Genomic DNA, 24,734 nt, shown 5'->3' on the forward strand with positions numbered 1-24,734 from the left:
TTGCTGAAGACTTTCGTTGTGTAGGCAAAAGCGTCTGTCCACGTTACGGAAAAGGAAGGGAGTAGGGCACTGGGGAACATTTCATCATGTTAAACAGTTGCTTTGCTAACTAGGGTGGTACCGCGAGAAGAAAAACAACCTCTCGTCCCTAGCAGCTTTTTCGGCTGTTAGAGATGTGAGGTTTTTTGTGTGTCTTAGAAGCTAGACGGTTTTTTATCTGCTAATCATGAGACGCGGGTAACCTTTTAAACATGTTATTAATGTAAGAAGGATTTGTGAAAGAGTAGAAGGAGGATGTAGCAAATGTCTATGCCGTATAATCCACAAGAGCTGGAAGTCAAATGGCAGAAAAAATGGAACGAACAAAAAACAAACAAAACGGTGGAGGATTCCTCTAAGCCTAAATTTTACTGCCTTGAGCAATTTCCGTATCCATCTGGGCGTTTGCACATGGGCCATATGCGTGTATATTCAATCGGGGATGTTATTGCTCGTTTGAAGCGTATGAGCGGTTTTCAAGTATTGCACCCAATGGGCTGGGATGCATTTGGTTTGCCGGCTGAGAATGCTGCAGTTAAATTTGGAGCACAGCCAGCTAAATGGACATATGAAAATATTGATTTTATGAAAATGCAATTAAACCGTCTGGGTGTAAGTATTGACTGGAGTCGTGAAGTGGCGACTTGCTCCCCAGATTATTATAAATGGACGCAATGGCTATTTTTAACTTTCCTAGAACAAGGTCTTGCATATCGCAAACGTGCTTTTGTAAATTGGTGCCCAGAATGCTCAACCGTACTTGCGAATGAGCAGGTAATTGATGGCTTATGCTGGCGCTGCGATTCAGAAGTAACGAAGAAGGATTTGGAACAGTGGTTCTTTAGTATTACTGATTATGCAGAACGTCTGTTGACGGATTTAGACAAATTGTCTGGTTGGCCGGAAAAAGTACGTACGATGCAAAAGAACTGGATTGGGAAAAGCGAAGGAGCTAATGTTACTTTCACAATTCCAGAGCTTAATGATGAGCAGGTAAAAGTATTTACAACTCGTCCTGACACGCTTTATGGCGTAAGTTATATGGTATTGGCACCGGAACATCCATTAGTACCAAAATTGATCGCTGGTAAAGAACAAGAAGCTTCTGTTCTTGCTTTTGTCGAAGAAATGAAGAAAGAAAGCGACATTACTCGTACAGCGACTGATGCTGAAAAAGTTGGCTTGTTCACAGGAGCATACGCGAAGCATCCTCTAACAGGAGAGCAAGTACCGATCTGGGTAGCCAACTATGTACTGCTTGATTACGGTACAGGCGCTGTAATGGGTGTGCCAGCCCATGATGAACGTGATTTTGCATTCGCGAAAAAGTATGATTTAGCGATTAAAGTAGTTATTAATCCGGAAAATCCAGAAATTCTAGCTGAGGAAATTGGTATCGATGCGCCTTATACAGAAGACGGCACCTTAATAAACTCTGCTCAATTTGATGGAATGCCAAACCGTGAAGCGATTAAAGCGATTGCTGATGTCCTTGAACAGCAAGGTAAAGGTGGATTGTCTACCACTTATCGTCTTCGCGACTGGCTGGTTTCTCGACAACGCTATTGGGGCGCGCCAATTCCAATCATTTATTGCGATAGCTGTGGCGTAGTACCAGTACCAAAAGAACAACTGCCTGTGTTATTACCAGAAGATGTAGTTATCGATGGAAAACGGAATCCATTGACTAGCTCTGAGGAATTCATGAAAACCACGTGCCCAACATGTGGTGGAGTAGCAAAACGCGAGACGGATACAATGGATACCTTCATCGATTCTTCTTGGTATTATTTACGATATACTGATGCAAGCAACAAGGAACTGCCTTTCTCTAAAGAGAACGCAGACAAGTGGATGCAAGTCGATGAATACATTGGCGGTATTGAGCACGCAATCCTGCACTTGTTGTATTCTCGATTCTTTACCAAAGTGCTACATGATGCAGGCATGCTGTCCTTCGATGAACCATTCCGTAGCTTGTTAACACAAGGAATGGTATTAAAAGACGGGGCTAAAATGTCTAAATCAAAAGGCAATGTGGTAAGCCCAGACGAGATGATTGAGAAGTATGGAGCGGATACGGTTCGTTTGTTTATTCTGTTTGCGGCTCCACCTGAACGCGATCTAGACTGGACAGATACTGGAGTAGAAGGAAGCTTCCGTTTCTTGAATCGTGTATGGCGTTTGATAGAGAGCAATCAAGAATTATTCCAAGCTCCTTATCAAGTAGCTGCGAATGATGATGCAGCCAAAGATTTGTACCGTACTACGCATCATACGATTAAGAAGGTAACAGAAGATATTGGTGAACGTTATACCTTTAATACAGCGATCAGTACGATTATGGAGCTAGTTAATAAGATGTACAGCTACCCAGCAGAATCAGACCGCGGTACCTTTGCTTTTGCCATGGAGACTCTTATCATTCTGCTTGCACCAATCGCACCACATATCTCTGAGGAAATGTGGCAACAATTGCTCGGTAAGACAAGTAGCGTACACATGCAGGAATGGCCAACATTTGATCCTAAAGCATTGGTGCTGGATGAAGTAGAAATCGTAATCCAAATCAATGGTAAAGTACGTGACAAGCTGGTAGTCGCTAACGGACTTAGCAAAGATGAGCTAGAGAAGCATGTACTTGCTCATGAAAAAGGAATTGCACTTATTGACGGTAAAACCGTTCGTAAGGTAATTGCTGTCCCAGGTAAGCTGGTTAATATTGTAGTAGGTTAATCATCTGTTTCGTATTCGTGTAAAAAAGACAGCCTCTTCTCCTGATGCTAGAAATTAGCTATAGGAGGGGGGCTTTTTTCTTTTGCGAATTGTTGACACTCTTTTATTCTCCTATATGTTACCTATGTACATGGAATAAGTAGTTCATATAAGTCATATTGAATTTTAGGTGAATAATCGAGGTCAATAAATCATCTGCCACATAATAAAGCCCCATGCTATTGGCGTAAGGATGAACGTAATAGGTTAAAACAGCCATGTCTATAAAATCTTTCTTTCATGATTCTTTCCAATACTGACTACCAACTTTCCAGCTGTTCCTTCAGTTCTCGTTGATCCTCTTCAAATTTCTTTTGTGTGATGCGGAATACATGATGAAATACCCCAGGTAGGGAACCTTGTAAAATTCGTAGCCCTTCTCCGGTAATTCCTCCTGGTACGCAGACACGCGCCTGTAGCTCTGGTAGGGTAAAATGTCCTTGTTTTAATAATTCAGCTACTCCAATTAGCATTTGGGTTGTCAAATGAACGGCTGTTTCGTGGGGTAGACCAGTTTCTTCTTCCGCAGACCGAATTATTTGTTGCAGTGTATAGCTGAGAAAGGCAGGTCCACAACTAGCGATATCTGCCGAGATTCGTAAAAATGGAGCTTGAATTTCCAAGGGGAGGCCGATATGTGATAGAAGGTGGAGTAAACGATCCTTTGACTCATCTGTGGCAGAACGACCGTATTCGAGCAAGATGAGTCCACTCAAAGCTTGATTAGTGATACTTGGAACTGCACGTATGACCTGACAAGGCACAAATTTTTCCAGGTCTTCTACTACTATGGGACTTGTAATTGTAACCAAGACCTGTTCGCTGGAAAGAGCAGATGCGAATTCAGCTAATGCTGATCGATATTCTTTTGGTTTGACACATAAAAAAATCAGATCGCTATTTGTAACGACGTCAACATTGCTCATAGCGATTTGCAATTCTGGAAATTGTTCTTGTAGAAGTGCCAATTTTCCTGGGGTTCGATTATAGGCTCTAATTTGGTCGGGTAACACAGCCTGAGATCGAATAAAAGATTGTATGAGCATGCCCCCCATACTTCCAGTTCCAATAAACCCAAGTTGCATGATAATCCCTCCATATTTTTTTTGTAAAGAACGGTACAAGTCATGCTATTTTTCGTTCTAAAAAGAGGTCTTTACATCTTATGTGCTGAAGGAGGGGTTCATGTTTTTTAGAGAGAGTAACGTTTTTATTTCCATAACAAACCTATCTAATAAAATAACAAAAATATCTTTATTCCCCGGGAAAATGAGCTTACGAAGCTGATAAATTGTCGTTCTTAATCTACTCGCTTAGAAAAATTTTTGGGGATACTCACTAGAGGCTTATTTCTTCATGAGCCCCGTCCCATCTAATACATATATCTAAATTTTTGGGTTCATTTATTCACAGATTGCAATTTTTTTTATTTTTTCAAAGGTTTTCTTACCTATACCAGAAATTTTCATCAAATCTTCTAATTTAGTAAAACCCTTCTTATCGCGATAGGCAATGATATCCTCTGCTCGGGTTTTCCCGATACCTGGTAATTTCATAAGTTGCTCCAATGTAGCGGTTTTAATATTGATTTTAGTATCAGAAGCTTGGGATGAAGAAGATGGCAAACTGCTTTGAATTGGCAAGCTAGGGTGAAGGGATGAATTAGTAAACTGGTTAGGCAAAGAAGTAGCTGACTCTTGCAAGGTAGGAACATATAAAACCATTCCATCTGTTAGCTTTTGTGCCAGATTAACTCGCTTCTGATCGGCCTGTGCTAAGAAACCACCAGCTTTTTGAATCACATGCATGACTCGCTCATTTGAGTCAAAAGAATATAAGCCCGGATGTGTGACAGCTCCCTTTACATCAATATAAGAGGAATGATTCATATTGCTTATTGGCTCATCTTTAGAAAGGGAGGAATCTACGGATACAGAAGCTCTAGTATCAGAAAGGGGCTTTTCTTTAGAATCATTATTTTTATCTGAGCCTGTATAAGTGTTCACAGTAGCATTTTTTTGTTCGAAATCTGCAAGCTGAGTTGTTTGCAATTCGGTCGTAGCAGTGCTTTCCTTTTCCGCGAAGGCAACAGGAGTAAGTCCGGACATAGTGGTGGATTCAGCGGCGGGGTATATCCAGAAGCTAAGTCCAATAAATAAAAGGGCAGCACTCACAAAAATCCATTTTCGATAACGATCCCACAATTCCATAACCATGGTTTATCCCTCCATCACATCTTTAAAGACATCGTATAAAAAGATAGAGGCGAGTGCAAAAAAACCTTTCAATCACTTAGATTGAAAGGTTTTACAGATTACTATCTTGCTATGCTTGAAGCGTTGTTTTGCTTGCGAATTTGAACAGCAGGACTTACATAAGGCTGGAAGGAATATTTCTGCTCGATAAAAATCTGATGCCATAGCATAAAGATTAAAATGGTCCAGATCTTACGACTATAATCACCGTGACCTTCCTTGTGCTCATCAAGCATGTACAACACATAAGCTTTATTAATTAAATGATCTACTTTCGCTTCAAAAATCAATTCTTTCGCCCATTTGTAGAATTCATTCTTCAACCAATGACGGGTTGGAACTGGGAACCCAAGCTTAGGGCGAGTCTTGATTTCAGGAGGCAAAAAATCCTTCATTGCTTCCCTTAAAACATGCTTGGTTGTACCTTCTGCAATCTTGTACTTGGTCGGAATAGTTGCTGCGAATTCAAATACCTTTGGATCAATAAACGGTACACGCAACTCCAGAGAGTTTGCCATTGTCATTTTGTCAGCTTTCATCAAAATGTTGCCGCGAAGCCAAGTATGGATATCCAAATACTGCATTTTGGTTACATCGTCATAGCCTTGGACTCGCTGATAAATTTTTTGCGTGATATCTAGTGGAGATTTGTAATGACCAGCATGTTTAATATTCTCCATCACTACTTTTTCCTTGATCTCTTCACTGAAGATCATGGCATTTCCAAAGAAACGCTCCTCAACTGTTTTAGAGCCGCGAATCAAGAAGTTTTTCCCTTTCATGCTATCTGGCAAATGTTCAGCAACACCGCGCATGGAGGATTTCATCCAAGCTGGCATATGCTTAAACATCCGAAGAGAGTGAGGCTCACGATAGATGTTGTATCCGCCAAAGAATTCATCCGCCCCTTCACCAGAAAGAACAACTGTAACGTGCTCGCTAGCCATTTCTGCTACGAAATATAGGAGAATAGCTGATGGATCAGCAACTGGTTCGTCCTGATGCCAGATGAGACGAGGCAATTCCTGTAAATATCGCTCTGCATTCATGGTGACTTCGTGATGCTCTGTACCTAGATATTCTGCTGTACGGCGCGCGTAATCGAGCTCGCTGTATCCCGGGATATCAGAGCCAATTGAAAAGGTTTTAACTGGTTCAAACTTACGTAACATGCCTACGATGCTACTGGAGTCTACACCACTGGATAAAAATGCACCGCGAGAAACCTCGCTAACTCTGTGTTTATCTACAGAATCTAGCAAAATAGAGCGGGTACCTTCTACAAAATATGAGAATGGCTTACTTTCATCCGGTTCAAAGTGAACATCCCAATATTGTTCAAGTGTCAGCTTATCATCTTGAATGATAAAGAAATGACCTGGAGGGATGCGATATATTCCTTCATACATTGTCTCAGGATCAGGGACATATTGAAAGGTTAGATAATGATAAAATCCTTGTTGATTGACTGCTCGATGCACGCCTGGCAGTTCAAGCAAGCTCTTAATTTCACTAGCTACAGCAATTGAATCGGCCGTTTCCGTATAGTAGAGCGGTTTAATTCCAAAATGATCACGCGCTCCAAACAGTAGACGTTTACGGCTATCATAAATAGTGAAACCAAACATACCGCGAAGTTTTTTCGGTGCATCAAAGCCAACCTCTTCATACAAGTGAAGAATGGTCTCAATATCTGAATCGGTCTGGAACACGTGACCTTGTTCCTTTAGCCATGTCTGTAGTTCTTTGTAGTTATAAACTTCCCCGTTACCGATAATCCAGATATCTTTTGTTTCATTAAACAAAGGCTGATGACCGCCAGCAACGTCAATAATGCTAAGACGGCGGAAGCCTAATGCAATATTATCTTCTACATGGAAACCATCGTCGTCAGGACCGCGGTGCAAAATCACGTCGGTCATTGCTTTTATCGTTTCTAGTTGTGCAGGTGCTTGATGCTTATTGAAGAACGAAACAATTCCACACATTCTCTTAGACTCTTCCTCTCACAGGGTGGTCCCCTGAAAATACACTATCTTAATCTAACATGGATTCCAAGCAAGCGCAATGCGACAGTTGACTCGATTATAGCAGGGCGAGTGGACAACAAAATATAAACGGTGAGCGTAAAATGTTTTTTCGTTTCGCCTACAAGTCAGTTCTCTTGCTCGATTCGGTTAGCCTTTTGTATCTTATTGATAAACAAATAAGAGGTCCTCTTGTGCGAAAGAGAACCTATGTCGACATCGTAGTTTAGTTAGTTGTTTCTTGCATTCGAAACACGTAAGTGAACGACCTCTATACCTTTAAGGAAATGTTCATTCCATTTATTTGGATAGGCATTACGGTACACGATCCGTGCGATCCCTGATTGAGCGAGTGTTTTAGCGCAATTTTCACAAGGCTCGTGTGTAACGTAGGCCGTAGCTCCCTTTAGACTATCTCGATCTGCGTGTAAAACACTATTAACCTCGGCATGCACTGTTCGCACACAACGTCCAGCTTCATTAATTAGACAGCCACCATCTTCACAATGATCGTGACCATGGATGGAGCCATTGTATCCCGTTGCAATAATATGTTTATCCTTTACAATTACGCTACCCACATGAAGGCGGGGGCAGGTAGAACGGGTGGATACCTGATCGGCAATATCTAGGAAATATTCATCCCAACTTTTTCTCGCCATGTTGCTTCTCTCCTTTGACACCGAACACTGTTCTTACTACTATGTATTATAATTTTGCTCTATTATACTATAACCCTCTCCGCTTTCTCTATTATTTTTGTCCATATTCTTGCTCCTATAATGGATTGAGAATAGAGAGAAAGGTGGAGAACGGGTGGCAGCCTATCAGTTTTTTCTGACATCACTATGTTGGATTATAGGGATTGGGCTTAGTAATTTGGGTAGGCTCAAGCTCTTTTCACCTCCTTTTTATTTATGGATCGGATTTGTTCTATTAATATTGGCCGCGATTGGGTTGAAGGGCGAGATGAGGAAGTGGAGCTTGCTCTTAATGGGCTCTCTCCTTGCTGGTGCCTGTTATTTTAGCTGGTACGATAGTCGTTATGCTTCTGAATTAGTGCAGTATGCAGAGGGAGAGGAGCTTGTTTTCCTACAGGGGAAAATTGATTCTTCCGTCGAGCGAGACGGCGATTTGGTGAGGTTCTATGCACGAATTAACAATGTGAACAGAAAACAGAGAATGAAAACCGTATACCAGACAACAGATTTAAATGAGCGAGTTCTTATTCGTCTCAAGCTACAGCATGAGGAGCAAATTAATACTATAGAAGGCTGGCATTCGGGTAATTCCTTTCAGGCACAGGCTACAATAAAGCTCCCAGGTACAGCTCGTAATCCGCATGCGTTCGATTACAGATCCTATCTTCGGTATCAAAAAGTAGCAGTAATAGTTGATATGGATGTTACGGATATGGAGGTTGAGGAGGGAGAAGGGGATTGGCGGGCTTTTTTTACTAGATGGCAAAAAGAAGAAGCCAGACAATTAGAAAAGCTAAGCATGGAGCCTGAAAACATCGGGTTTTTCAAATCACTTCTATTAGGTCAGCAATCAGAGGTAGAAGCTGATCTTCAAACAGTTTATGCTGATTTAGGATTTATTCATGTGCTTGCCATTTCCGGCTTACATATCACAATCGTGTCTAGCGGCTTTTTATGGATTGTACAAAAGATTGGTGTTCCCACAAAGATTTCTTATGTGATAGGTATACTATTTATTTTGATGTATGTAGGGCTAGTGGGTATGGGGGTATCAGCCGTACGATCAGGCTGTATGGGGATTCTTGGGTTATTAGCACGATCTCAAGAAAAATCTGCGCAGGGCCTAGAAATACTTGGTGTCACTGGGCTTATTATGTTAATCTACGACCCATATCAATTATTTCATCTAGGATTTCAATTATCTTTTTTTATTACGATGGGATTATTAGTCTTTGTACCGTTGCTAGTCCAATTGGAATGGCCTATGCCAAAATGGTTGGTTTCTACTTTAGCCGTCACACTGGTTTCGCAACTAATTTCATTTCCCTTTCTCATTCATTATTTTCATTTGTTTTCACCGATTTCATGGCTGGTTAATGTATTATTAGTACCTGTCTATTCGTATATTATTTTGCCACTTGGCTACATCCTGCTATTTTTTTCTCATATTCATATTGCATTAACTTACATACCTTCTGTTGTAGCTGATTATCTTTTATCCTTTGTTCATTCCTTTCTTACATTTCTCCACCAAACAAAAATTCCCTTGCGGCATTGGTCACATCCTGTTTGGTGGTGGCACGTACTATATATGGGCTTTTGCGTTGGTTTTTGGGCAATGTGGCATTTAGGCTATCACCGTAAAAAGGATCTTTTTATGGCGACCTTTCTCTTCATTTTATTGGTGATGATTGCTCGTGACCCATGGGGAAAAAAGGACGAGGTAGAAATTACCATTATTGACGTGGGGCAAGGAGACTCTATAATAGTTGAGATAGACAATTCTTTTGTATATGTAATAGATGCAGGAGGAACGATCTCCTTTGGAAGAGAGCCTTGGCAAAAACGTAGAAATCCATTTGAAGTCGGAAAGGATGTTGTAGTGCCTTATTTGCGCTCTAAAGGAGTGGAACGCATCAACTGTCTTATGCTGACACATGGGGACCATGATCATGTAGGAGGGGTAAAAGCATTGTTGCCTGCTCTGAAGGTGGATCGTGTCCTTACCAATGGTAGACAACCTAAGGCTGAGGCAGAATGGGTTCAAGCTTTACATAGTGAACAAATCAAAATGCATACTGGATATTCAGGCTATACCTGGCAGGATAATCCGCAGGTTACATGGACCTGGCTATCGCCTGATCCTAAAAGGACACAAGGGAGCTCTGAGAATAATGCTTCTGTTGTGCTACTCTTGTCTGCATATGGTGTAAACATATTGTTAACAGGTGATTTGGAAGAATCGGGAGAACAAGAATTGTTACGGCGCTATACATTACCTCCTATTGATCTTCTAAAGGTAGGGCATCACGGGAGCAAGACTTCTAGCAGTGAGGAATTCTTACATGCGATTACTCCTAGTGTCTCATTGATTTCAGTAGGAACTAACAATCGATACCATCATCCATCTGAGCAAGTAATAGAGCGTTTTAAACAACGGAATACACAGATTTATCGCACTGATCATCATGGAGCGATTACTGTTACAATTAATGAAAATGGATATAAAGTTACTCCTACATTACAACCAGAATAATTACAATGATGGATTATGTTTGCAACTTTCATGAAGTTGCCTACGTCTGAAAGGAAGGAGAGAGCGCTAATGATTGAAGCTGACCTGATCAAAAAGGCGCAGGCAGGAGATCAAGAAGCTTTGGTGGAACTGCTTCGCTCCATTGAAAACACCGTGTATCGGAGCGCTTTCTATATTACGGGTAACGAACACGATGCAATGGATGTAGCCCAGGAAGCTTTATTACGCGTCTTTAGAAAAATTGGCACCTTTCAGGAAAAAGCCAAATTTACCACATGGGTTCAACGTATTGTCAGCAACATTTGCATGGATCGCTTTCGGGCAAAAAAGGAGACATTATCCATCGATGAATACGAACTGACGCTACAAGACAAACAAAATGTTGAAGATACGATTTTGTTGCATAGCATGTCAGAGGATGTTCATCGAGCAATTGCCAAATTACCGGAGCATTATCGAGTAGTTGTTGTACTTCGCTATTTGCAGGATTTTTCCTATCAAGAAATTGCTGATACCTTGGACGTACCGCTCAATACGGTAAAATCTTATCTGTTTAGGGCTAGACATCAATTGCAGACACTGCTGCAGGAGTATGAGAAGGGGGGGATAAGAGGATGACGCAGGATGACATCCATGAATGGATGCAAAGAGATTTGGACGATGATTTGTCTGAGGAAGAAAAACGAATTTTACAAGCGAAGTTAGCTGAAAATCCAGAGTATATGCTCCAGTACGAACGTTTAAAAAAGGTTTCTGATGGATTGACAAATCTACCAAGAGTTACACCACCGTTTAGTATTGTTGATGCGCTCTTACCTCAACTGGAGCAGTCCCGAGAAACCCCTGAACCAGCGGCTGTTACACAGACGGAACTACCTCGTCTAGAGTTAAAACAGACAGAAGACAAATCAGTAGGTAAAAAACGCCGTTTGCCATTGTGGATGGCTAAGGTAGGAAGCGGTGTTGCGGCAGCTTGTTTGCTGTTGGGAATTTTTGTTATGGCCAATAAGGAAAAAACTGAGCCGATTGCTCTTACGAATGGAGCTTCTGGTCATGTACAAGAGAATGTATCCAAAAATTCATCAGGTGACCTGATCGTTAAGGAAACCCCAAAAACAGAAAAACCTAAATCTACACCTACTGATAAAAAAACAACTGACGATGAGAAGGACCCAAATCCACAAGATGCCTCAAAAGAGGTGCCAGATGTTACACCAAATGACACCTCGACAGAATTAAAAGGAGAACAAAAGCAAAAAGAGAATAAACCGGATCACCACCAGGGCGGATCTAGCGACAGTAAATCTGATGCTGAAACTAGTGTAGCAATGGGACAGACGGACGGTCGTCTGAAGGGTGGTAACCAAACAGATGAGAATCAAACACAGCACGAGATTGCTATTTCTCCTAAAATAAAGGATAATCACACTTCGGCTTCTGATAAACAAGCATCTGCCCATGAGCAGTCGATATCAGAAGGGGCACTTTTCTCCTTGATTCCTGATCAGGTGGATAACTACAATAAGCTGGATCAAGAGGGCAAGGTTCAAGCATGGGAGGAAGCGTCTAAAGAAGTGCAGGAATTTTTACAGGAGCATCCTGATCTGCAAAATGTTAAAAATCAGAAGGATTTAGAGAAGGTTATTCAAAATGCCATTGAGCGGGCGCTTAAGGAACAGAAAAAACGAGAAGAAGAAAAAAAGCAAAGAGCGGAGCAGCAAGCTAAAGATAAGCAAAAAGAATTAGAAAAACAGCAAAAAGAATTAGAGAAGAAGCAAAAAGAACTACAAAAAGAATGGGAAAAACAGATGAAAGAATGGGAGAAGCAGCAGGAAAAGCAACGAAAAGACACAGAAAAGCACCTAGAAGAGTGGACCAATCAACAAAATGGCTGGAATTGGCAGAAATAAGATTGGGTATAAATAGCCAGCAGCTACTGGAAATCAGGAGGCACCGTTTCAAGAATGCTTATACAAAAAGAGTAGAGTATATTCTTGCATTCAGGGGCCATTGGGTGAAAGAGAACGGGCTAAAAAAACAACCCTCAGTTATAATGACAATAGGCTGTTTTTCATTAATGAACGATAAGTATTTCGAAGCTTGGGGATAGCATAGGCTTCCTTCCTGCATTTTAGGCTGACTCATCATGTGAAGATAGGACGAACGCCAAATTTTGCAGAAGACTGACACCAAAAAGTGCGTTTCGCGTAAGATAAAGTATCAAGCACCCCCTGCTTCCCGTATAGAGAGAAAACATCCGGGGTTTTCTCTCTAGCGTTTACATAAAAGCGAATGTTGCTTGGTTAAACCATGGCTGACGAGGTCGTGGTTTTTTTGCGTGCAAGCCTAAGCGTGTTATAATTAAAGTAAGAAAAAATAGAGGAAATAGCGAGTAACAAAGGAGAGATCGGAATGCCGTTACGCACGGCGATGCGGGAGATTAAACAGAAGCGATTTGCTCCGGTATATGTACTTTATGGGCCGGAGACGTATCTAAAAGAGGAATTTATGACCTTGCTTCGTAACGAGATAATTGACCCGACATACGCTGATTTAAATATAGGAATGTACGATTGTGCTCAGACACCTTTAGAAGACATGTTAGTAGAAGCCAATACCTTACCATTTTTGTCTGACTATCGTTTGGTAATTGCCAGTAATGCTTATTTTTTAACCGGAGCAAAACCACCAAGTAAAATCGAGCATAACACAGATGTCCTCCTGGATTACTTAAAGGACCCGACTCCAAGCAGTTCTCTCGTGTTGGATGTACAGGCCGATAAGCTGGATGAACGTAAAAAATTAACAAAGCAACTGCAACAACGCGCTGTTGTTCTAGGATTTCAAACATTGCAGGATACAGACTTATATGGATGGATTGAACGGACGGCACAACGCTTTGGTGCACAGATTGAACGAGAAAATGCTATGTTGCTGGCAGAGCGTGTTGGTTCAGAATTACGGTTATTAGTCAAAGAGATCGAAAAAATGGCGCTCTATGTAAAGAAAGGCGATAATCAAACGGGAGAAATCACTCGAGAGACAATTGAGCTTTTGGCCTCACGAACGTTAGAGCAGGATGTCTTTTTTCTGGTTGAAGCCGTTGTTACTGGTAGAGTAACAGATGCGTTTCACACCCTATATGATTGCTTGAAAATGGGAGAAGAGCCGATTAAGTTGATGGCGTTATTAGCGAGACAATTTAGATTGATATACCATGTGAAGACGCGTGCTCCACTAGGCTATACGCAGCAGCAGCTAGCTGGTATGTTAAAAATGCATCCTTATGCCGTTAAAAAGGCGCTGGAGCAAGCCAGACATTTTTCGGAGGCTAGTTTACGCCGGTTGCTAGGAATCCTCGCAGAAGAGGATTACCGGATGAAATCAGGACAGACCGACAAGAGATTAGCTCTGGAGGTATTTATTGCGAAGGTAGGACAAGAGCTACAACGATAAAGCCTAGATAGCTTTTCCAGACATGAGGGACTCGTCTATTAGCAAAATCGTAAGGACAGGCATTGTGTTTTATGTTAGCAGAATAAGATAGCTCTACAGGGTGCAGACACTTGAAGTGCACCCCTTAAAGTAGACATTGGAAAAAGCCCTGAGGTTATCCGATGAACTTTAGGGGGTGTAATTTTTTATGGCTAAACTTACAACAAGATCAAGTTAAGTTGTCAGGAGATGAGAAAGGGAATCTTGGTAAAAAGTCCGTGCTGTTAGCTATGTCGCATTGGAGAATAGAATCCTTGATAGCTGGGAAGTATGCTTTTAATTTGACGATCCATATTGATGGAATCCGCTAACTGAAGTAGGGGGGAATGGGGAAGTGTCAAATAAGGCAAGCAGAACAAAATTTCCTAAGCTAATGAAGCTTGTGTTGTGTGCGATACGGACGTGGTTCGTTCATTACACGAAAATGACATAGGATGCGTGCTTACCTCTAAAATAAAAAACCCTGCAAACCTAAGGTTGCGGGGTTTTTTGGCCTGTCAAACGAAATTATGCTACAGGAGCAGTAAGAACGTTAAGTTTTTTCATCAGGCGAGATTTTTGACGATTAGCTGCGTTTTTATGAATAAGACCTTTCGTAGCAGCCTTGTCAATTTTCTTAACAGCTGCAAGAAGGGTTGTTTTAGCTAATTCCACGTCAGAAGCAAGAACTGCTTTTTCGAAGTTCTTGATTGTTGTACGAAGATCAGATTTTTGAGAAGCGCGTTGAGCACGGCGTTTTTCAATCGTCTTTGTACGTTTGATAGCGGATTTAATGTTTGGCATACTTTCACCTCCTTAAAACAATAGAAAAGACCATAGCAAAAGAAATGCAACAAATAGTATTCTAGCATGCGTTTGGTGCATTTGCAAGGAATGATTTTGCGAATAAAAATGACAGAAGCAAGCAACCTAGTAGTAAGAAATAAGAACAGAACACATGATAATCTGGTTCTTAATCAGAAGGACAGAGGAATGAGCCAAATTAGCTTGTCGTACGGTTATCTTTCTCTACTTGGAGGCGAATAGAATGGATGTACATAACATTGATCTAGCTAAGTATACAATCCGCACTGATCTGGCAGTAGAAGCGCATGAGATAGCTTGTGAGCAGAATCAAAGCGATATTCCAGGGATTTTCCTAGCAACAGATAACTCTGAGCCGGGTATTACCGTGACCAGAGTGCAGGTTGAGAATGAGGAGGCAGGTAAGCAAATCGGAAAGCTCCCAGGAAATTATGTGACAATTGAAGTGCCAAAACTCAGAGATAACGATTCAGAGCTGGAGGGTATAGTAACGAAGCGATTCGCCCGAGAGTTTGCTAGATTTCTGCAGGAACTCGGATTAACAGAGGATAAAAAGGCATTAGTCATTGGTCTTGGAAATTGGAATGTAACGCCTGATGCACTAGGCCCTCAAGTTGTTGAAAATTTATTGGTGACTCGTCATCTATTTGAGCTAGCACCTGAATCCGTTCAAGATGGTTATCGTGAGGTTAGCGCACTGTCTCCCGGTGTATTAGGGATTACGGGTATTGAGACTAGTGAAATTGTGTTTGGTGTGGTAGAGAAGAGCAAACCAGACTTTGTAATCGCGATTGATGCCCTTGCATCCCGAGCCCTACACCGTGTCAATACAACGATTCAGATTGCCGATTCGGGTATCCATCCCGGTTCGGGGGTAGGAAATAAGCGTAAATCCATTGACCACGCTACATTAGGGGTTCCTGTCATCTCTATAGGGGTTCCAACGGTGGTATTTGCTTCTACCATTGTAAATGATGCGATTACTTATTTATTAGGTCATTTTAATCAATCGATGCGGGAGCAAAATCGCGCATTTAATCGACTTACTGCTTCGGATATGCCTGAGCGCAAAGAACCTTACACAGAGGAAGACTTACCTGATATGGAAAAAAGGGGAACCTTCATGGGATTAGTAGGGCAGCTATCTGAGGATGAAAAGCGACAGTTAATTCATGAAGTACTGCGTCCGTTAGGGCAAGAGCTAGTAGTGACACCTAAGGAAATAGACGATTTTATGGAGGGTATTTCTAATATAGTAGCTACAGGACTTAATCAGGCGTTGCATAGAGCCGTCTCTGAGGAGAATGTGAGTGCCTATACACATTAAAGAAGAGTAGACTACCTCCGCCATAAATAACCAATAAAAAACTGCAAAAAACGAAACGTTATTTTACTAGGGTGATCGTTCTATCTACTCTATGACATGCATACTATAAAGCATATGCAAAAGAAACGTCAGAGGAGGAGAAATGAAAATGATCACCCTATTACAACGCTATTTTTTTGCACTCTCTGCCGGCACAGCACTATTATTTGTGCTTGTGAGTCTTTTGCTTGTAAGCCCCAATCATCAGGATTTTCTCTACTCTAGTAGCATTCAACGAGCGGCTTCCAACGTATCAAGTATTACGTTTCTCGATGCGATGGGTATGGAAATCCCTAGCTTGCATCGTACCGTTCAAGCCCAGGGAGAGCCTGAGAGCTCCACGATGCAAAGCTTCTTCTTTCAACTCATTACCGGTATTTATCCTGGTGATTTACGCAGTCTGTTAGGCAGAGAGCTACCAGGCTTGCTTACCTACGATGATGCTCGCATTATTGTGCCAGGTCAAGGATTAGAGCTAGTGGATTTGTACGTGGAATCTGCCGCACCGAATGCAGTTGTTCAGGATGTGAACCGAGAAGAACATACAAAAGCAAGGGACATCGTACAGCCGGGACAAATCGAAAAGGATGAAACGAAGACGCCCAGTCCTCCTAGCATAGCTGGAGAGAAGCGTGTTTTTATTTACAATACACATAATCGGGAATCATGGACGCATGTAGCACCTACTGTAGGAACGTCAGTTGATCATCCAACAAAAAATATTCAGCTTGTTGGCAAACGATTCGGAAAGCTTTTGCAAGAAAAAGGGGTAAATAACATTGTAAGTGAAAATGATTTTATTCAGCAATTGATCGACCAGAAAAAGACATATCCGATGGCATATGCTGAGTCATATAAAGCTGTGAAAGCTGCCGCTCAAAAAAATCCTGCTTTACAGTATTATTTTGATATCCATCGCGATGGGGATGTGTCGCGTACTAAAACGGCAATCACTATAAACGGAAAAACATATGCCCGCATCCTATTTGTCATTGGAACACGCAATCGTAATTTCATGCAAAATGAACGGATGGCCAAAGAATTGAACGCTTTGGTAGAGAAAAAATACCCGGGATTATCTCGTGGTGTAATCGCCAAAGGTGCTCATGAGGGAAATGCCGAGTATAACCAGTCCGTCTCTCCGGGTAGTCTATTACTAGAATTTGGTGGAATCAACAACACGCTTGAGGAATCTTATAATACAGCGGAAGCATTTGCAGATGTTTTTGCGGAGTATTACCAAAAAGCAGAGAAAGTGAACAAAGAGCAGACACCAAAGAGTAGTAAGAGTAAGGAGTGAGAGCTTAGATGGCGCATACGATACGATTTATCGGTATGGTGATTCTGTTGTTAATTGGCATTGTACTGGGTATGCAAACCGCTGAACGGGGTATCAATAAAGTGGACGGAAGCTTACGCGAGCAATCCCAGACCTTTGCTATTACCAAGGTTGATAATAATCAGGTAGAGATAGCGGTTATGGGGAAACAAGTAAGAACAGAGCCAAAACGTGTCGTTAATTATGTAGGTGAAGCCGGGGAATCGGTAGGAAGATGGATTAAAAAAGGGACTGAAGCTACCGTAAATTGGATTTCTGGATTTTTTGAACCATAAAGCGAGTAAAGAAACAAGATGAGAGCAAATACAGTAGATTGGGAAAGGCAATTTGTGCTGAGGCGTTCGCAAGTTGCCTTCTTAGCTGGAGTACAAGTTTTTTGGGAAAAAAATAATTGGTTTAATTATACAAAATTAATTTTTGTTCATACTATATTATTTTGATGTTGCTAGTTTTATAAATAAATGCAATAATTATCTAAGTTATCAAAAAATAACCCATAAGAACAATGGTATAGAGAGGTGCGGTCCCTTTGACGCAAAAGATTTTGCACATTGAGAATCTAGAGACCCATTTTTTTTCGGATCGTGGACGAGTTCCGGCCGTTGATCGAGTTAATTTATCCATCAACAAAGGTGAAGTGTTAGGTATTGTAGGTGAGTCAGGCTGTGGCAAGAGCGTTACGTCACTATCTGTCATGCGATTAGTACCTAATCCTCCGGGAAAAATTGTGGGCGGTAACATTTTGTTTAAAGGGGAAAACCTGTTAACTGCCAGCGAAAAACGAATGCGAGAGATTCGAGGAAACGAAATCGCAATGATTTTTCAGGAGCCAATGACTTCACTGAATCCCGTTTACAAAATTGGTGATCAGATTAGAGAAGCTGTTATTCTACACAAGAAAGTTTCTAAAAAAGAAGCAACAAAGCGTGCCATCGAGATGCTGCATTGTGTGGGGATTCCGCGTGCTGAGGAAATTATTCATGAGTATCCACATCAATTATCTGGTGGAATGCGTCAGCGTGTCATGATTGCGATGGCGATGGCCTGTAGCCCGCAATTATTGATTGCAGACGAGCCCACTACTGCTCTTGATGTTACCATTCAAGCTCAAATACTTGACTTGATGCGCAGTCTAAATGAGGATATGGGAACCGCAATCATGTTGATCACCCACGATCTAGGGGTAGTGGCAGAAATGTGCCACAGAGTGGTTGTGATGTATAGCGGAAATGTGGTGGAAGAAGGAGATGTCACAAATATTCTGAAGAATCCGAAACATCCATATACGCAAGGCTTACTCCAATCTATTCCACACTTAGAAGAAAAGAAGGAGCGTCTTTATTCCATCCCAGGTAATGTTCCACTGCCAGGCACGATTAAAGAGGGCTGTCGATTTGCACCGCGTTGTGAATATGTGACAGACAAATGCCGGATGACGATGCCGCAGCTATTGGAAGTGGGAACAGAACATCGAGCGCGCTGTTTTCTACATGAACAATAACATCGGTAGGGGGGCAGATTGGTGGAGGATTTATTAGTAGTGAATCGTTTGAAAAAATACTACCCGATCACGGGTGGAGTTTTTGCTAGGGAAATCGGCGCAGTAAAAGCGGTTGATGATGTCTCTTTTCGTGTGAAGAGAGGGGAGACCTTAGGATTGGTAGGAGAAAGCGGGTGTGGCAAGTCTACAACAGGTAGATCTATACTCCGATTAATAGAACCAACAAGTGGTGAAGTGCTATTTGAAGGAAAAAATGTGGCCCGGATGAAAAGAGAGGAAGTACGGGAGATTCGTAAGGATATGCAGATTATTTTTCAGGACCCATTTGCGTCTTTAAATCCACGTCATACAGTCGGAAAAATTTTAGAAGAACCTCTGATTGTTCATAGGATCAATTCCTCCAAAGAACGGAGTAAGCGTGTTCATGAATTACTAGAGGTAGTCGGACTATCTAGCTATCATGCGGGACGTTATCCTCACCAATTTAGCGGAGGACAGCGTCAGCGAATCGGAATTGCTCGTGCACTGATTTTAAATCCCAAATTAATTGTGGCTGACGAGCCAGTATCCGCCTTGGATGTATCTGTTCAATCACAGGTGCTTAATCTTATGCAGGATTTACAAAAAGAATTTAACCTGACGTATTTATTCATTGCTCATGATCTAAGTGTGGTTCGACACATTAGTGATCGTGTAGGTGTTATGTATTTGGGCCGCATTGCAGAGCTCGCGGATAAAGATGAGCTATATACGAACCCTTTGCACCCATATACAAAAGCATTGCTATCAGCCGTACCTGTAGCGGATCCTGATAAAAAACAGGAAAGGATTATTTTGCAGGGTGATTTACCAAGCCCAGCTAATCCACCGTCAGGTTGTACATTTCATACGCGATGTCCTCATGTGATGGATGTATGCAGGGAAAAACGTCCTGAAATGCTTGCATCGAGAGAAAATCATCTGGTAGCCTGCCATTTATATAGTTAATATTCAAAATTTTATGAAAAATAAATGAGCATATTTTTATAAAAAGAACGTACTGTTTTGACAAAACCTCTTTTTTACATGGATTTGTTACCGGCAGGAAACGTCAAGAATGCATGAAGCAAGGAAGCAATGGAGATCTGTTGCTTTCTGTTCATGAAAATAGAAAACAAGGGGGATTAAAATATGAAAAAAAGGAAGCTGGCAGCGGCTCTTTGCGGAATAATGGCTTTTTCTGTAGCATTGACTGCCTGTGGAAGTAATACAAACGAAGCCGCCAAACAAGGGGAAACAAAGACAGCAGACACCAAAAAAGATGGAAAAACCCTAATTGTGGGGCGCGGTGGAGATTCTGTAGGTCTTGACCCAATCACGATTACCGATGGAGAGTCGGCGAGGGTTACAGAAAACATTATGGAAACACTAGTAAAATACAAAAAAGAAAATACAGAAGTGATACCAGGACTTGCTGAAAAGTGGGATATTACTCCAGATGGTAAGAAATACACCTTCTATTTGCGAAAAGGAGTTACCTTCCATGATGGGACACCTTTTAATGCAGAGGCTGTTAAATTTAACTTTGAACGTTGGATGGATAAAAGCAATCCATACCACGATAAAGAAGGCTATGAATATTATAATGACATGTTTGGCGGCTATAAAGGCGACAAGGACCATGTCATCGCTTCTGTAGATGTGAAGGATGAGTACACGATCGTCCTTACATTGAATCGTCCTCTAGCACCTCTTATGCAGAATCTAGGCATGTTCCCGTTTGCTATCGCTTCACCAGATGCAGTGAAGAAGGGAACAAAGGAATTTAATGAGAAGCCTGTTGGAACTGGTCCATTCAAATTCGAGAAATGGAACCGAAATGATAGTATTGCGATTACAAAAAATCCAGATTATTGGCAAAAAGGTCTTCCTAAGCTAGACAAAGTTATTTTTAAGGTGATTCCGGACAACTCCGCTCGTTTAACAGCGCTTACATCTGGGGAGATAGACATTATGGATGGTTTAAATCCTGATGATGCGAAGCCTGTGAAGGAAAATAAAGATCTACAGTTATTTATCCGTCCTTCTATGAATGCTGGCTGGCTAGGCTTTAACATTGAGAAAAAACCTTTAGACAATGTGAAGGTACGCCAAGCAATGGGGCATGCCATAGATAAGCAAGGTATGATCGAAGCCTTCTACAGCGGTTTTGCCCAGCCTGCTACTAATCCGCTGCCTCCCTCCATTTGGAGTCATAATGATCAAATTAAGGATCGCGAATATAACCTAGAAAAAGCAAAGCAGTTACTGACCGAGGCAGGGTATCCAAATGGGTTCAAAGTGAAATTCTGGGCAATGCCAGTACCGCGTCCATATATTATTAATGGTCCAAAAATGGCTGAAGCGATACAGCAGGACTTTAAGAAAATTGGTATTGATGCCGAAATCGTTTCTATGGATTGGGCGACTTATTTAGATAAAACCAGAAAAGGGGAACAGGAGCTTTATCTGCTTGGCTGGACTGGAGATAATGGCGACCCTGATAACTTCCTAAATAATCACTTTAATAAAAATAATATAGGCGGTAGTAACCGTTCCTTCTACAAAGATGAGAAGGTTACTGACCTGCTGGTGAAGGCGCAATCTGAGGTAGACGTTGCAAAACGTACTGCAATTTACAACGAGGTTCAACAAATCATCTTTGATCAAGCAATTCTCATCCCATTGGTGCATTCGACACCTCCAATTGCAGCGAAAGCAACTGTTAAGGGCTATGTGCCACATCCCAAAGGTAATGAAAGCTTAGAAGAGGTGGATATTGAATAGGTTTCATATGTAAAAGGGTAGGAGCTGAGCTTTCCTCTTACCCTTTTCTTTTCCCATTCATTTATCCGCTATCGTTTTAATACACAAGCAAGGAAAGCGAGGAGATGGTATTTGCTAGCTTACACTATACGACGCTTGCTCATGCTGATCCCTGTATTTTTGGGCATGTCTATTATCGTGTTTTCCATTATTCACGCCATCCCTGGTGACCCAGCCTTAACGATTTTAGGAGAGAAGGCTAGTCCGAGTGCCGTTGAAGAACTCCGTGAACAATTAGGATTAAATCATCCATGGTACATTCAATATTTTTCTTATCTTAAAGATGTACTGACAGGTCATTTAGGCGTATCACTTCATACGAAAGCATCTATTGCCAAGGAGATCGTTCCTTATTTATCTGCTACTACCGAATTAGCTATTGTCAGCTTGTTGTTTGCTCTTGTTGTAGGGATTAATGCTGGAATTATTTCTGCTTGGAAACAAAATTCTTGGTTTGATTATGTATGCATGCTCATTGCTTTGATTGGTGTTTCTATGCCCGTTTTTTGGCTAGGGTTAATGGAACAATGGTATTTTGCACAGGAATTAAAATGGTTACCTTCAGTAGGGAGGGATAATCCGCGTGATGCTGTAGAGGCGATTACCCATTTTTATCTACTCGATACGATCATTAGTGGGAGATGGGATCAATTCAAGGATGTGATCTTGCACCTTATCTTACCTGGCATTGCACTAGGAACCATTCCAATGGCTATCTTTGCTCGAATTACGCGTTCCAGCATGCTGGAAGTGATGCGTTCTGATTACATTCGTACTGCCCGTGCCAAAGGATTAGCTCAGTTCTTCGTGGTGTACAAGCACGCGCTAAAAAATGCTTTGATTCCGATTTTAACAGTAATTGGCTTACAGTTAGGAATGCTTTTAGGCGGAGCTATTCTTACGGAGACTATTTTTGGCTGGCCGGGGATCGGGCGTTACATTTATACAGCGATTGGCAACCGTGACTATCCCGTTATCCAATCCGGTATTCTTGTGATTGCTTTTATTTTCGTATTGATCAACTTAATTGTGGATTTACTCTATGCCTATGTTGATCCACGTATTAAATATCGCTAAGGGGGGCAACAGTGGTGCAAGTAACTCCAGAGATGCAAGCTGTCTCTTCTAAAGAGCAGGTTGAAAAAACAACGTCTCCTTGGCGAGATGCCTGGCGAACGTTACGGAAGAATAAAATGGCTTTGTTAGGGTTTGGGATCATTATCTTTTTTATTCTGGTTGCGATTCTTGCTCCTGTTATTACTACGCATCCTTTTGATGAGGGGGCATTAAAAGAGAGAAACATGCCGCCTTCTGCAAAACATTGGTTTGGAACTGATTATAATGGTCGGGACGTCTATACCCGTGTAGTATATGGGGCACAAATCTCTTTATGGGTAGGGACATTTTCGGTTATAGGCTCGATTATTATAGGGACCCTGCTTGGATTGATTGCTGGTTATTATGGAAGATGGATTGACATGCTTATCTCTCGTACATTTGATATCATTTTAGCCTTCCCTAGCATTTTGCTAGCTATTGCGATCGTTGCCATTCTAGGGCCTTCTCTACAGAATGCACTAATGGCTATTGCGATTATTAATGTTCCTACTTATGGGCGATTAGTACGTTCGAAGGTGCTTAGTTTAAAAGAAGAGGAATTCATTATGGCTGCTAGGGCTATTGGAATGAGGGATGCTCGGATTATTTCACAACACATATTGCCAAATAGCATGGCTCCTATTATTGTGACGGGGACCTTAGGGATCGCTACCGCTATTTTGGAAGCGGCTGCGCTTGGATTCCTCGGACTTGGCGCACAACCGCCGCAACCCGAATGGGGTAAAATGCTAGCCGACTCTCGTGAATACATCCAGCAGGCACCTTGGACGGTTATTTTTCCTGGTCTGTCCATTGTGCTGACCGTCCTTGGATTTAACCTGATAGGTGATGGACTAAGAGATGCCTTAGATCCTCGGATGAAGAATTAGAACGAAAGATTGCTCCTGCTCCTTGATGACTTCAGTTATGATCTAGGGCAGGAGCTTGTTTACGTATACGAATATCGGAGTGGAGAAAAACTAGCGTTCCTCTAAATTGAGATAATCTTCGGCTAACGGCCACTACCATTAGTAAGTTAGTCACACATTCGTCTATTCGCCTATATACTGTGGGGAAACCCGGAAAAAGGAGATGATCCCCGATGTATGGTTATTCATCAAACTATAACAATTACGTGTTCAGGCCAGTTTCATCTGTGTGTTGGACACCTGCAATGGTGGAGTTGAACCGCCAGTTGAGGGCTTTATGGGAACAACATATTTACTGGACAAGATTAGCGGTGAATAGTATCGTCGGTGACCTACCTGATAAGGATCCAACGATAAAAGGCTTCTTCGGAATGCCACCGATTTTGCGGCTGCTTTTCAACCTTTCTATGGACCTACAATTGCGGCAAGATTTGGTGAGTTGATGAAGGGACATCTTACGATTGCAGGGGAACTCGTTCAAGCACTGCACACAGGCAATTCCGCCGCCGCAGCAGATGCACAGCGACGTTGGTACGCAAATGCCGATCATTGCTATCTTTCTTAGCAGAATTAATCCTTATTGGTCCCAAGAGGAATGGAGACAGATGATGTACCAGCATCTTAGACTTCTAACTGCCGAAGTAGCAGCACGTATTGCGGGTAACTATGAGGGAAAACGTCTCAACAAATGATCTGGTTGAGCCCCAGGCACTGGAGATGGCTGATGTTATGACCAGCGGAATTATACAACAGTTTCCAAATCAATTTATAGGATAGATCAGTATCTGCTTCCGATTTACTTGTAATACACATGTCTTGCTATCACATGACCTCATCTGTAAGTGGTGAGGTTTTTTATTTTTCGAAAAAGGAGTTATCTTTCAGATATTATCCGAAAGTATCGTTTCCGCACGGTCACCCTGAATTAAGCTAAATGTCCAAATATGAATCAGTTTGGCGGCGATGCTCATGGGGAAAATCTTTATAGAAAAAACCTTCGTACATTGTTAATTGGCTTCCCTTTT

The 24,734-nt window shown here is 41.7% G+C and carries 19 protein-coding genes and 1 other annotated feature (1 of these 20 cut by a window edge); of the genes, 14 read left to right on the forward strand and 5 right to left on the reverse strand.

Going from position 1 to position 24,734, the window contains the following annotated elements; all coding sequences use genetic code 11:
- Positions 1-153: a binding site (T-box leader), on the forward strand (it extends 106 nt beyond the left edge of the window).
- A 156-nt stretch (positions 154-309) separates the two neighbouring features.
- Positions 310-2,775, forward strand: a complete 2,466-nt coding sequence (leuS, locus tag O0550_RS18265; protein WP_174888181.1) for a leucine--tRNA ligase — start codon at positions 310-312, stop codon at positions 2,773-2,775.
- Between the two features lie 299 nt (positions 2,776-3,074).
- Here the strand turns inward: leuS and comER are convergent, their stop codons facing one another.
- The 4 genes from comER to O0550_RS18285 form a co-directional block, all read right to left on the reverse strand.
- Entirely contained in the window at positions 3,075-3,899 is an 825-nt protein-coding gene (gene comER, locus O0550_RS18270; protein WP_258427003.1) for a late competence protein ComER, read from the reverse strand.
- Between the two features lie 318 nt (positions 3,900-4,217).
- Positions 4,218-5,030 (reverse strand): ComEA family DNA-binding protein, encoded by an 813-nt coding sequence (locus O0550_RS18275; protein ID WP_258427004.1) that lies wholly within the window; start codon positions 5,028-5,030, stop codon positions 4,218-4,220.
- 101 nt (positions 5,031-5,131) lie between these two features.
- The gene (gene asnB / locus O0550_RS18280; protein WP_003343116.1) at positions 5,132-7,057 is read right to left on the reverse strand and encodes an asparagine synthase (glutamine-hydrolyzing); all 1,926 of its coding nucleotides are present in this window, start codon (positions 7,055-7,057) and stop codon (positions 5,132-5,134) included.
- A gap of 269 nt (positions 7,058-7,326) precedes the next feature.
- Entirely contained in the window at positions 7,327-7,758 is a 432-nt protein-coding gene (locus O0550_RS18285; protein WP_258427005.1) for a deoxycytidylate deaminase, read from the reverse strand.
- Positions 7,759-7,912: 154 nt separating this feature from the next.
- On the opposite strand from O0550_RS18285, the gene O0550_RS18290 reads away from it, so the two are divergent.
- The 4 genes from O0550_RS18290 (at position 7,913) to holA (ending at position 13,789) form a co-directional block, all read left to right on the forward strand.
- Positions 7,913-10,333 (forward strand): DNA internalization-related competence protein ComEC/Rec2, encoded by a 2,421-nt coding sequence (locus O0550_RS18290; RefSeq protein WP_258427006.1) that lies wholly within the window; start codon positions 7,913-7,915, stop codon positions 10,331-10,333.
- Between the two features lie 69 nt (positions 10,334-10,402).
- Positions 10,403-10,951, forward strand: a complete 549-nt coding sequence (locus O0550_RS18295; RefSeq protein ID WP_003338255.1) for an RNA polymerase sigma factor — start codon at positions 10,403-10,405, stop codon at positions 10,949-10,951.
- Positions 10,948-12,243, forward strand: a complete 1,296-nt coding sequence (locus tag O0550_RS18300) for an MICOS complex subunit MIC60 (RefSeq protein WP_258427007.1) — start codon at positions 10,948-10,950, stop codon at positions 12,241-12,243. Before O0550_RS18295 ends, O0550_RS18300 begins: the two co-directional genes overlap by 4 nt.
- 502 nt (positions 12,244-12,745) lie before the next feature.
- Complete coding sequence (gene holA / locus O0550_RS18305) at positions 12,746-13,789, forward strand: DNA polymerase III subunit delta (RefSeq protein WP_258427008.1); 1,044 nt, start codon at positions 12,746-12,748, stop codon at positions 13,787-13,789.
- Positions 13,790-14,335: 546 nt separating this feature from the next.
- On the opposite strand, the gene rpsT is transcribed toward holA, so the two are convergent.
- Entirely contained in the window at positions 14,336-14,611 is a 276-nt protein-coding gene (gene rpsT / locus O0550_RS18310) for a 30S ribosomal protein S20 (RefSeq protein ID WP_003338252.1), read from the reverse strand.
- A 244-nt stretch (positions 14,612-14,855) separates the two neighbouring features.
- Here rpsT and gpr point away from each other — a divergent pair, with 244 nt between their 5' ends.
- The 9 genes from gpr (at position 14,856) to O0550_RS18355 (ending at position 24,401) form a co-directional block, all read left to right on the forward strand.
- Entirely contained in the window at positions 14,856-15,959 is a 1,104-nt protein-coding gene (gene gpr / locus O0550_RS18315; RefSeq protein ID WP_258427009.1) for a GPR endopeptidase, read from the forward strand.
- A gap of 142 nt (positions 15,960-16,101) precedes the next feature.
- Entirely contained in the window at positions 16,102-17,298 is a 1,197-nt protein-coding gene (spoIIP, locus tag O0550_RS18320) for a stage II sporulation protein P (RefSeq protein ID WP_396125772.1), read from the forward strand.
- An 8-nt stretch (positions 17,299-17,306) separates the two neighbouring features.
- Positions 17,307-17,612: a DUF3679 domain-containing protein gene (locus O0550_RS18325; RefSeq protein WP_003343099.1), complete on the forward strand. Its 306-nt coding sequence runs from the start codon at positions 17,307-17,309 to the stop codon at positions 17,610-17,612.
- Between the two features lie 254 nt (positions 17,613-17,866).
- Positions 17,867-18,838, forward strand: a complete 972-nt coding sequence (locus O0550_RS18330) for an ABC transporter ATP-binding protein (RefSeq protein ID WP_258427010.1) — start codon at positions 17,867-17,869, stop codon at positions 18,836-18,838.
- Between the two features lie 18 nt (positions 18,839-18,856).
- Positions 18,857-19,825, forward strand: a complete 969-nt coding sequence (locus O0550_RS18335; protein WP_258427011.1) for an ABC transporter ATP-binding protein — start codon at positions 18,857-18,859, stop codon at positions 19,823-19,825.
- A 183-nt stretch (positions 19,826-20,008) separates the two neighbouring features.
- Positions 20,009-21,643 (forward strand): ABC transporter substrate-binding protein, encoded by a 1,635-nt coding sequence (locus tag O0550_RS18340; RefSeq protein ID WP_258427012.1) that lies wholly within the window; start codon positions 20,009-20,011, stop codon positions 21,641-21,643.
- A 111-nt stretch (positions 21,644-21,754) separates the two neighbouring features.
- Complete coding sequence (locus O0550_RS18345) at positions 21,755-22,759, forward strand: ABC transporter permease (protein WP_258427013.1); 1,005 nt, start codon at positions 21,755-21,757, stop codon at positions 22,757-22,759.
- Positions 22,760-22,791: 32 nt separating this feature from the next.
- A complete protein-coding gene (locus O0550_RS18350; protein ID WP_258427041.1) occupies positions 22,792-23,670 on the forward strand; it encodes an ABC transporter permease in 879 nt (292 codons plus the stop codon).
- Positions 23,671-24,170: 500 nt separating this feature from the next.
- Positions 24,171-24,401, forward strand: coding sequence for a hypothetical protein (locus tag O0550_RS18355; RefSeq protein ID WP_258427014.1), 231 nt, complete (start codon positions 24,171-24,173; stop codon positions 24,399-24,401).
- Positions 24,402-24,734 lie beyond the last annotated feature (333 nt).

The organism is Brevibacillus halotolerans (assembly GCF_026891775.1).
Lineage (GTDB): Bacteria > Bacillota > Bacilli > Brevibacillales > Brevibacillaceae > Brevibacillus_B > Brevibacillus_B halotolerans.

Excerpts from the sequence above, each read along its gene's own strand:
- O0550_RS18350 (WP_258427041.1), top strand. The coding sequence starts at position 22,792 with ATGCAAGCTGTCTCTTCTAAAGAGCAGGTTGAAAAAACAACGTCTCCT.
- holA (WP_258427008.1), top strand. The coding sequence starts at position 12,746 with ATGCCGTTACGCACGGCGATGCGGGAGATTAAACAGAAGCGATTTGCT.
- spoIIP (WP_396125772.1), top strand. The coding sequence starts at position 16,102 with ATGAAAATGATCACCCTATTACAACGCTATTTTTTTGCACTCTCTGCC.
- asnB (WP_003343116.1), bottom strand. The coding sequence starts at position 7,057 with ATGTGTGGAATTGTTTCGTTCTTCAATAAGCATCAAGCACCTGCACAA.
- O0550_RS18275 (WP_258427004.1), bottom strand. The coding sequence starts at position 5,030 with ATGGTTATGGAATTGTGGGATCGTTATCGAAAATGGATTTTTGTGAGT.
- O0550_RS18295 (WP_003338255.1), top strand. The coding sequence starts at position 10,403 with ATGATTGAAGCTGACCTGATCAAAAAGGCGCAGGCAGGAGATCAAGAA.
- leuS (WP_174888181.1), top strand. The coding sequence starts at position 310 with ATGCCGTATAATCCACAAGAGCTGGAAGTCAAATGGCAGAAAAAATGG.
- O0550_RS18285 (WP_258427005.1), bottom strand. The coding sequence starts at position 7,758 with ATGGCGAGAAAAAGTTGGGATGAATATTTCCTAGATATTGCCGATCAG.
- comER (WP_258427003.1), bottom strand. The coding sequence starts at position 3,899 with ATGCAACTTGGGTTTATTGGAACTGGAAGTATGGGGGGCATGCTCATA.
- O0550_RS18325 (WP_003343099.1), top strand. The coding sequence starts at position 17,307 with ATGGCGCATACGATACGATTTATCGGTATGGTGATTCTGTTGTTAATT.
- rpsT (WP_003338252.1), bottom strand. The coding sequence starts at position 14,611 with ATGCCAAACATTAAATCCGCTATCAAACGTACAAAGACGATTGAAAAA.
- O0550_RS18300 (WP_258427007.1), top strand. The coding sequence starts at position 10,948 with ATGACGCAGGATGACATCCATGAATGGATGCAAAGAGATTTGGACGAT.
- O0550_RS18340 (WP_258427012.1), top strand. The coding sequence starts at position 20,009 with ATGAAAAAAAGGAAGCTGGCAGCGGCTCTTTGCGGAATAATGGCTTTT.
- gpr (WP_258427009.1), top strand. The coding sequence starts at position 14,856 with ATGGATGTACATAACATTGATCTAGCTAAGTATACAATCCGCACTGAT.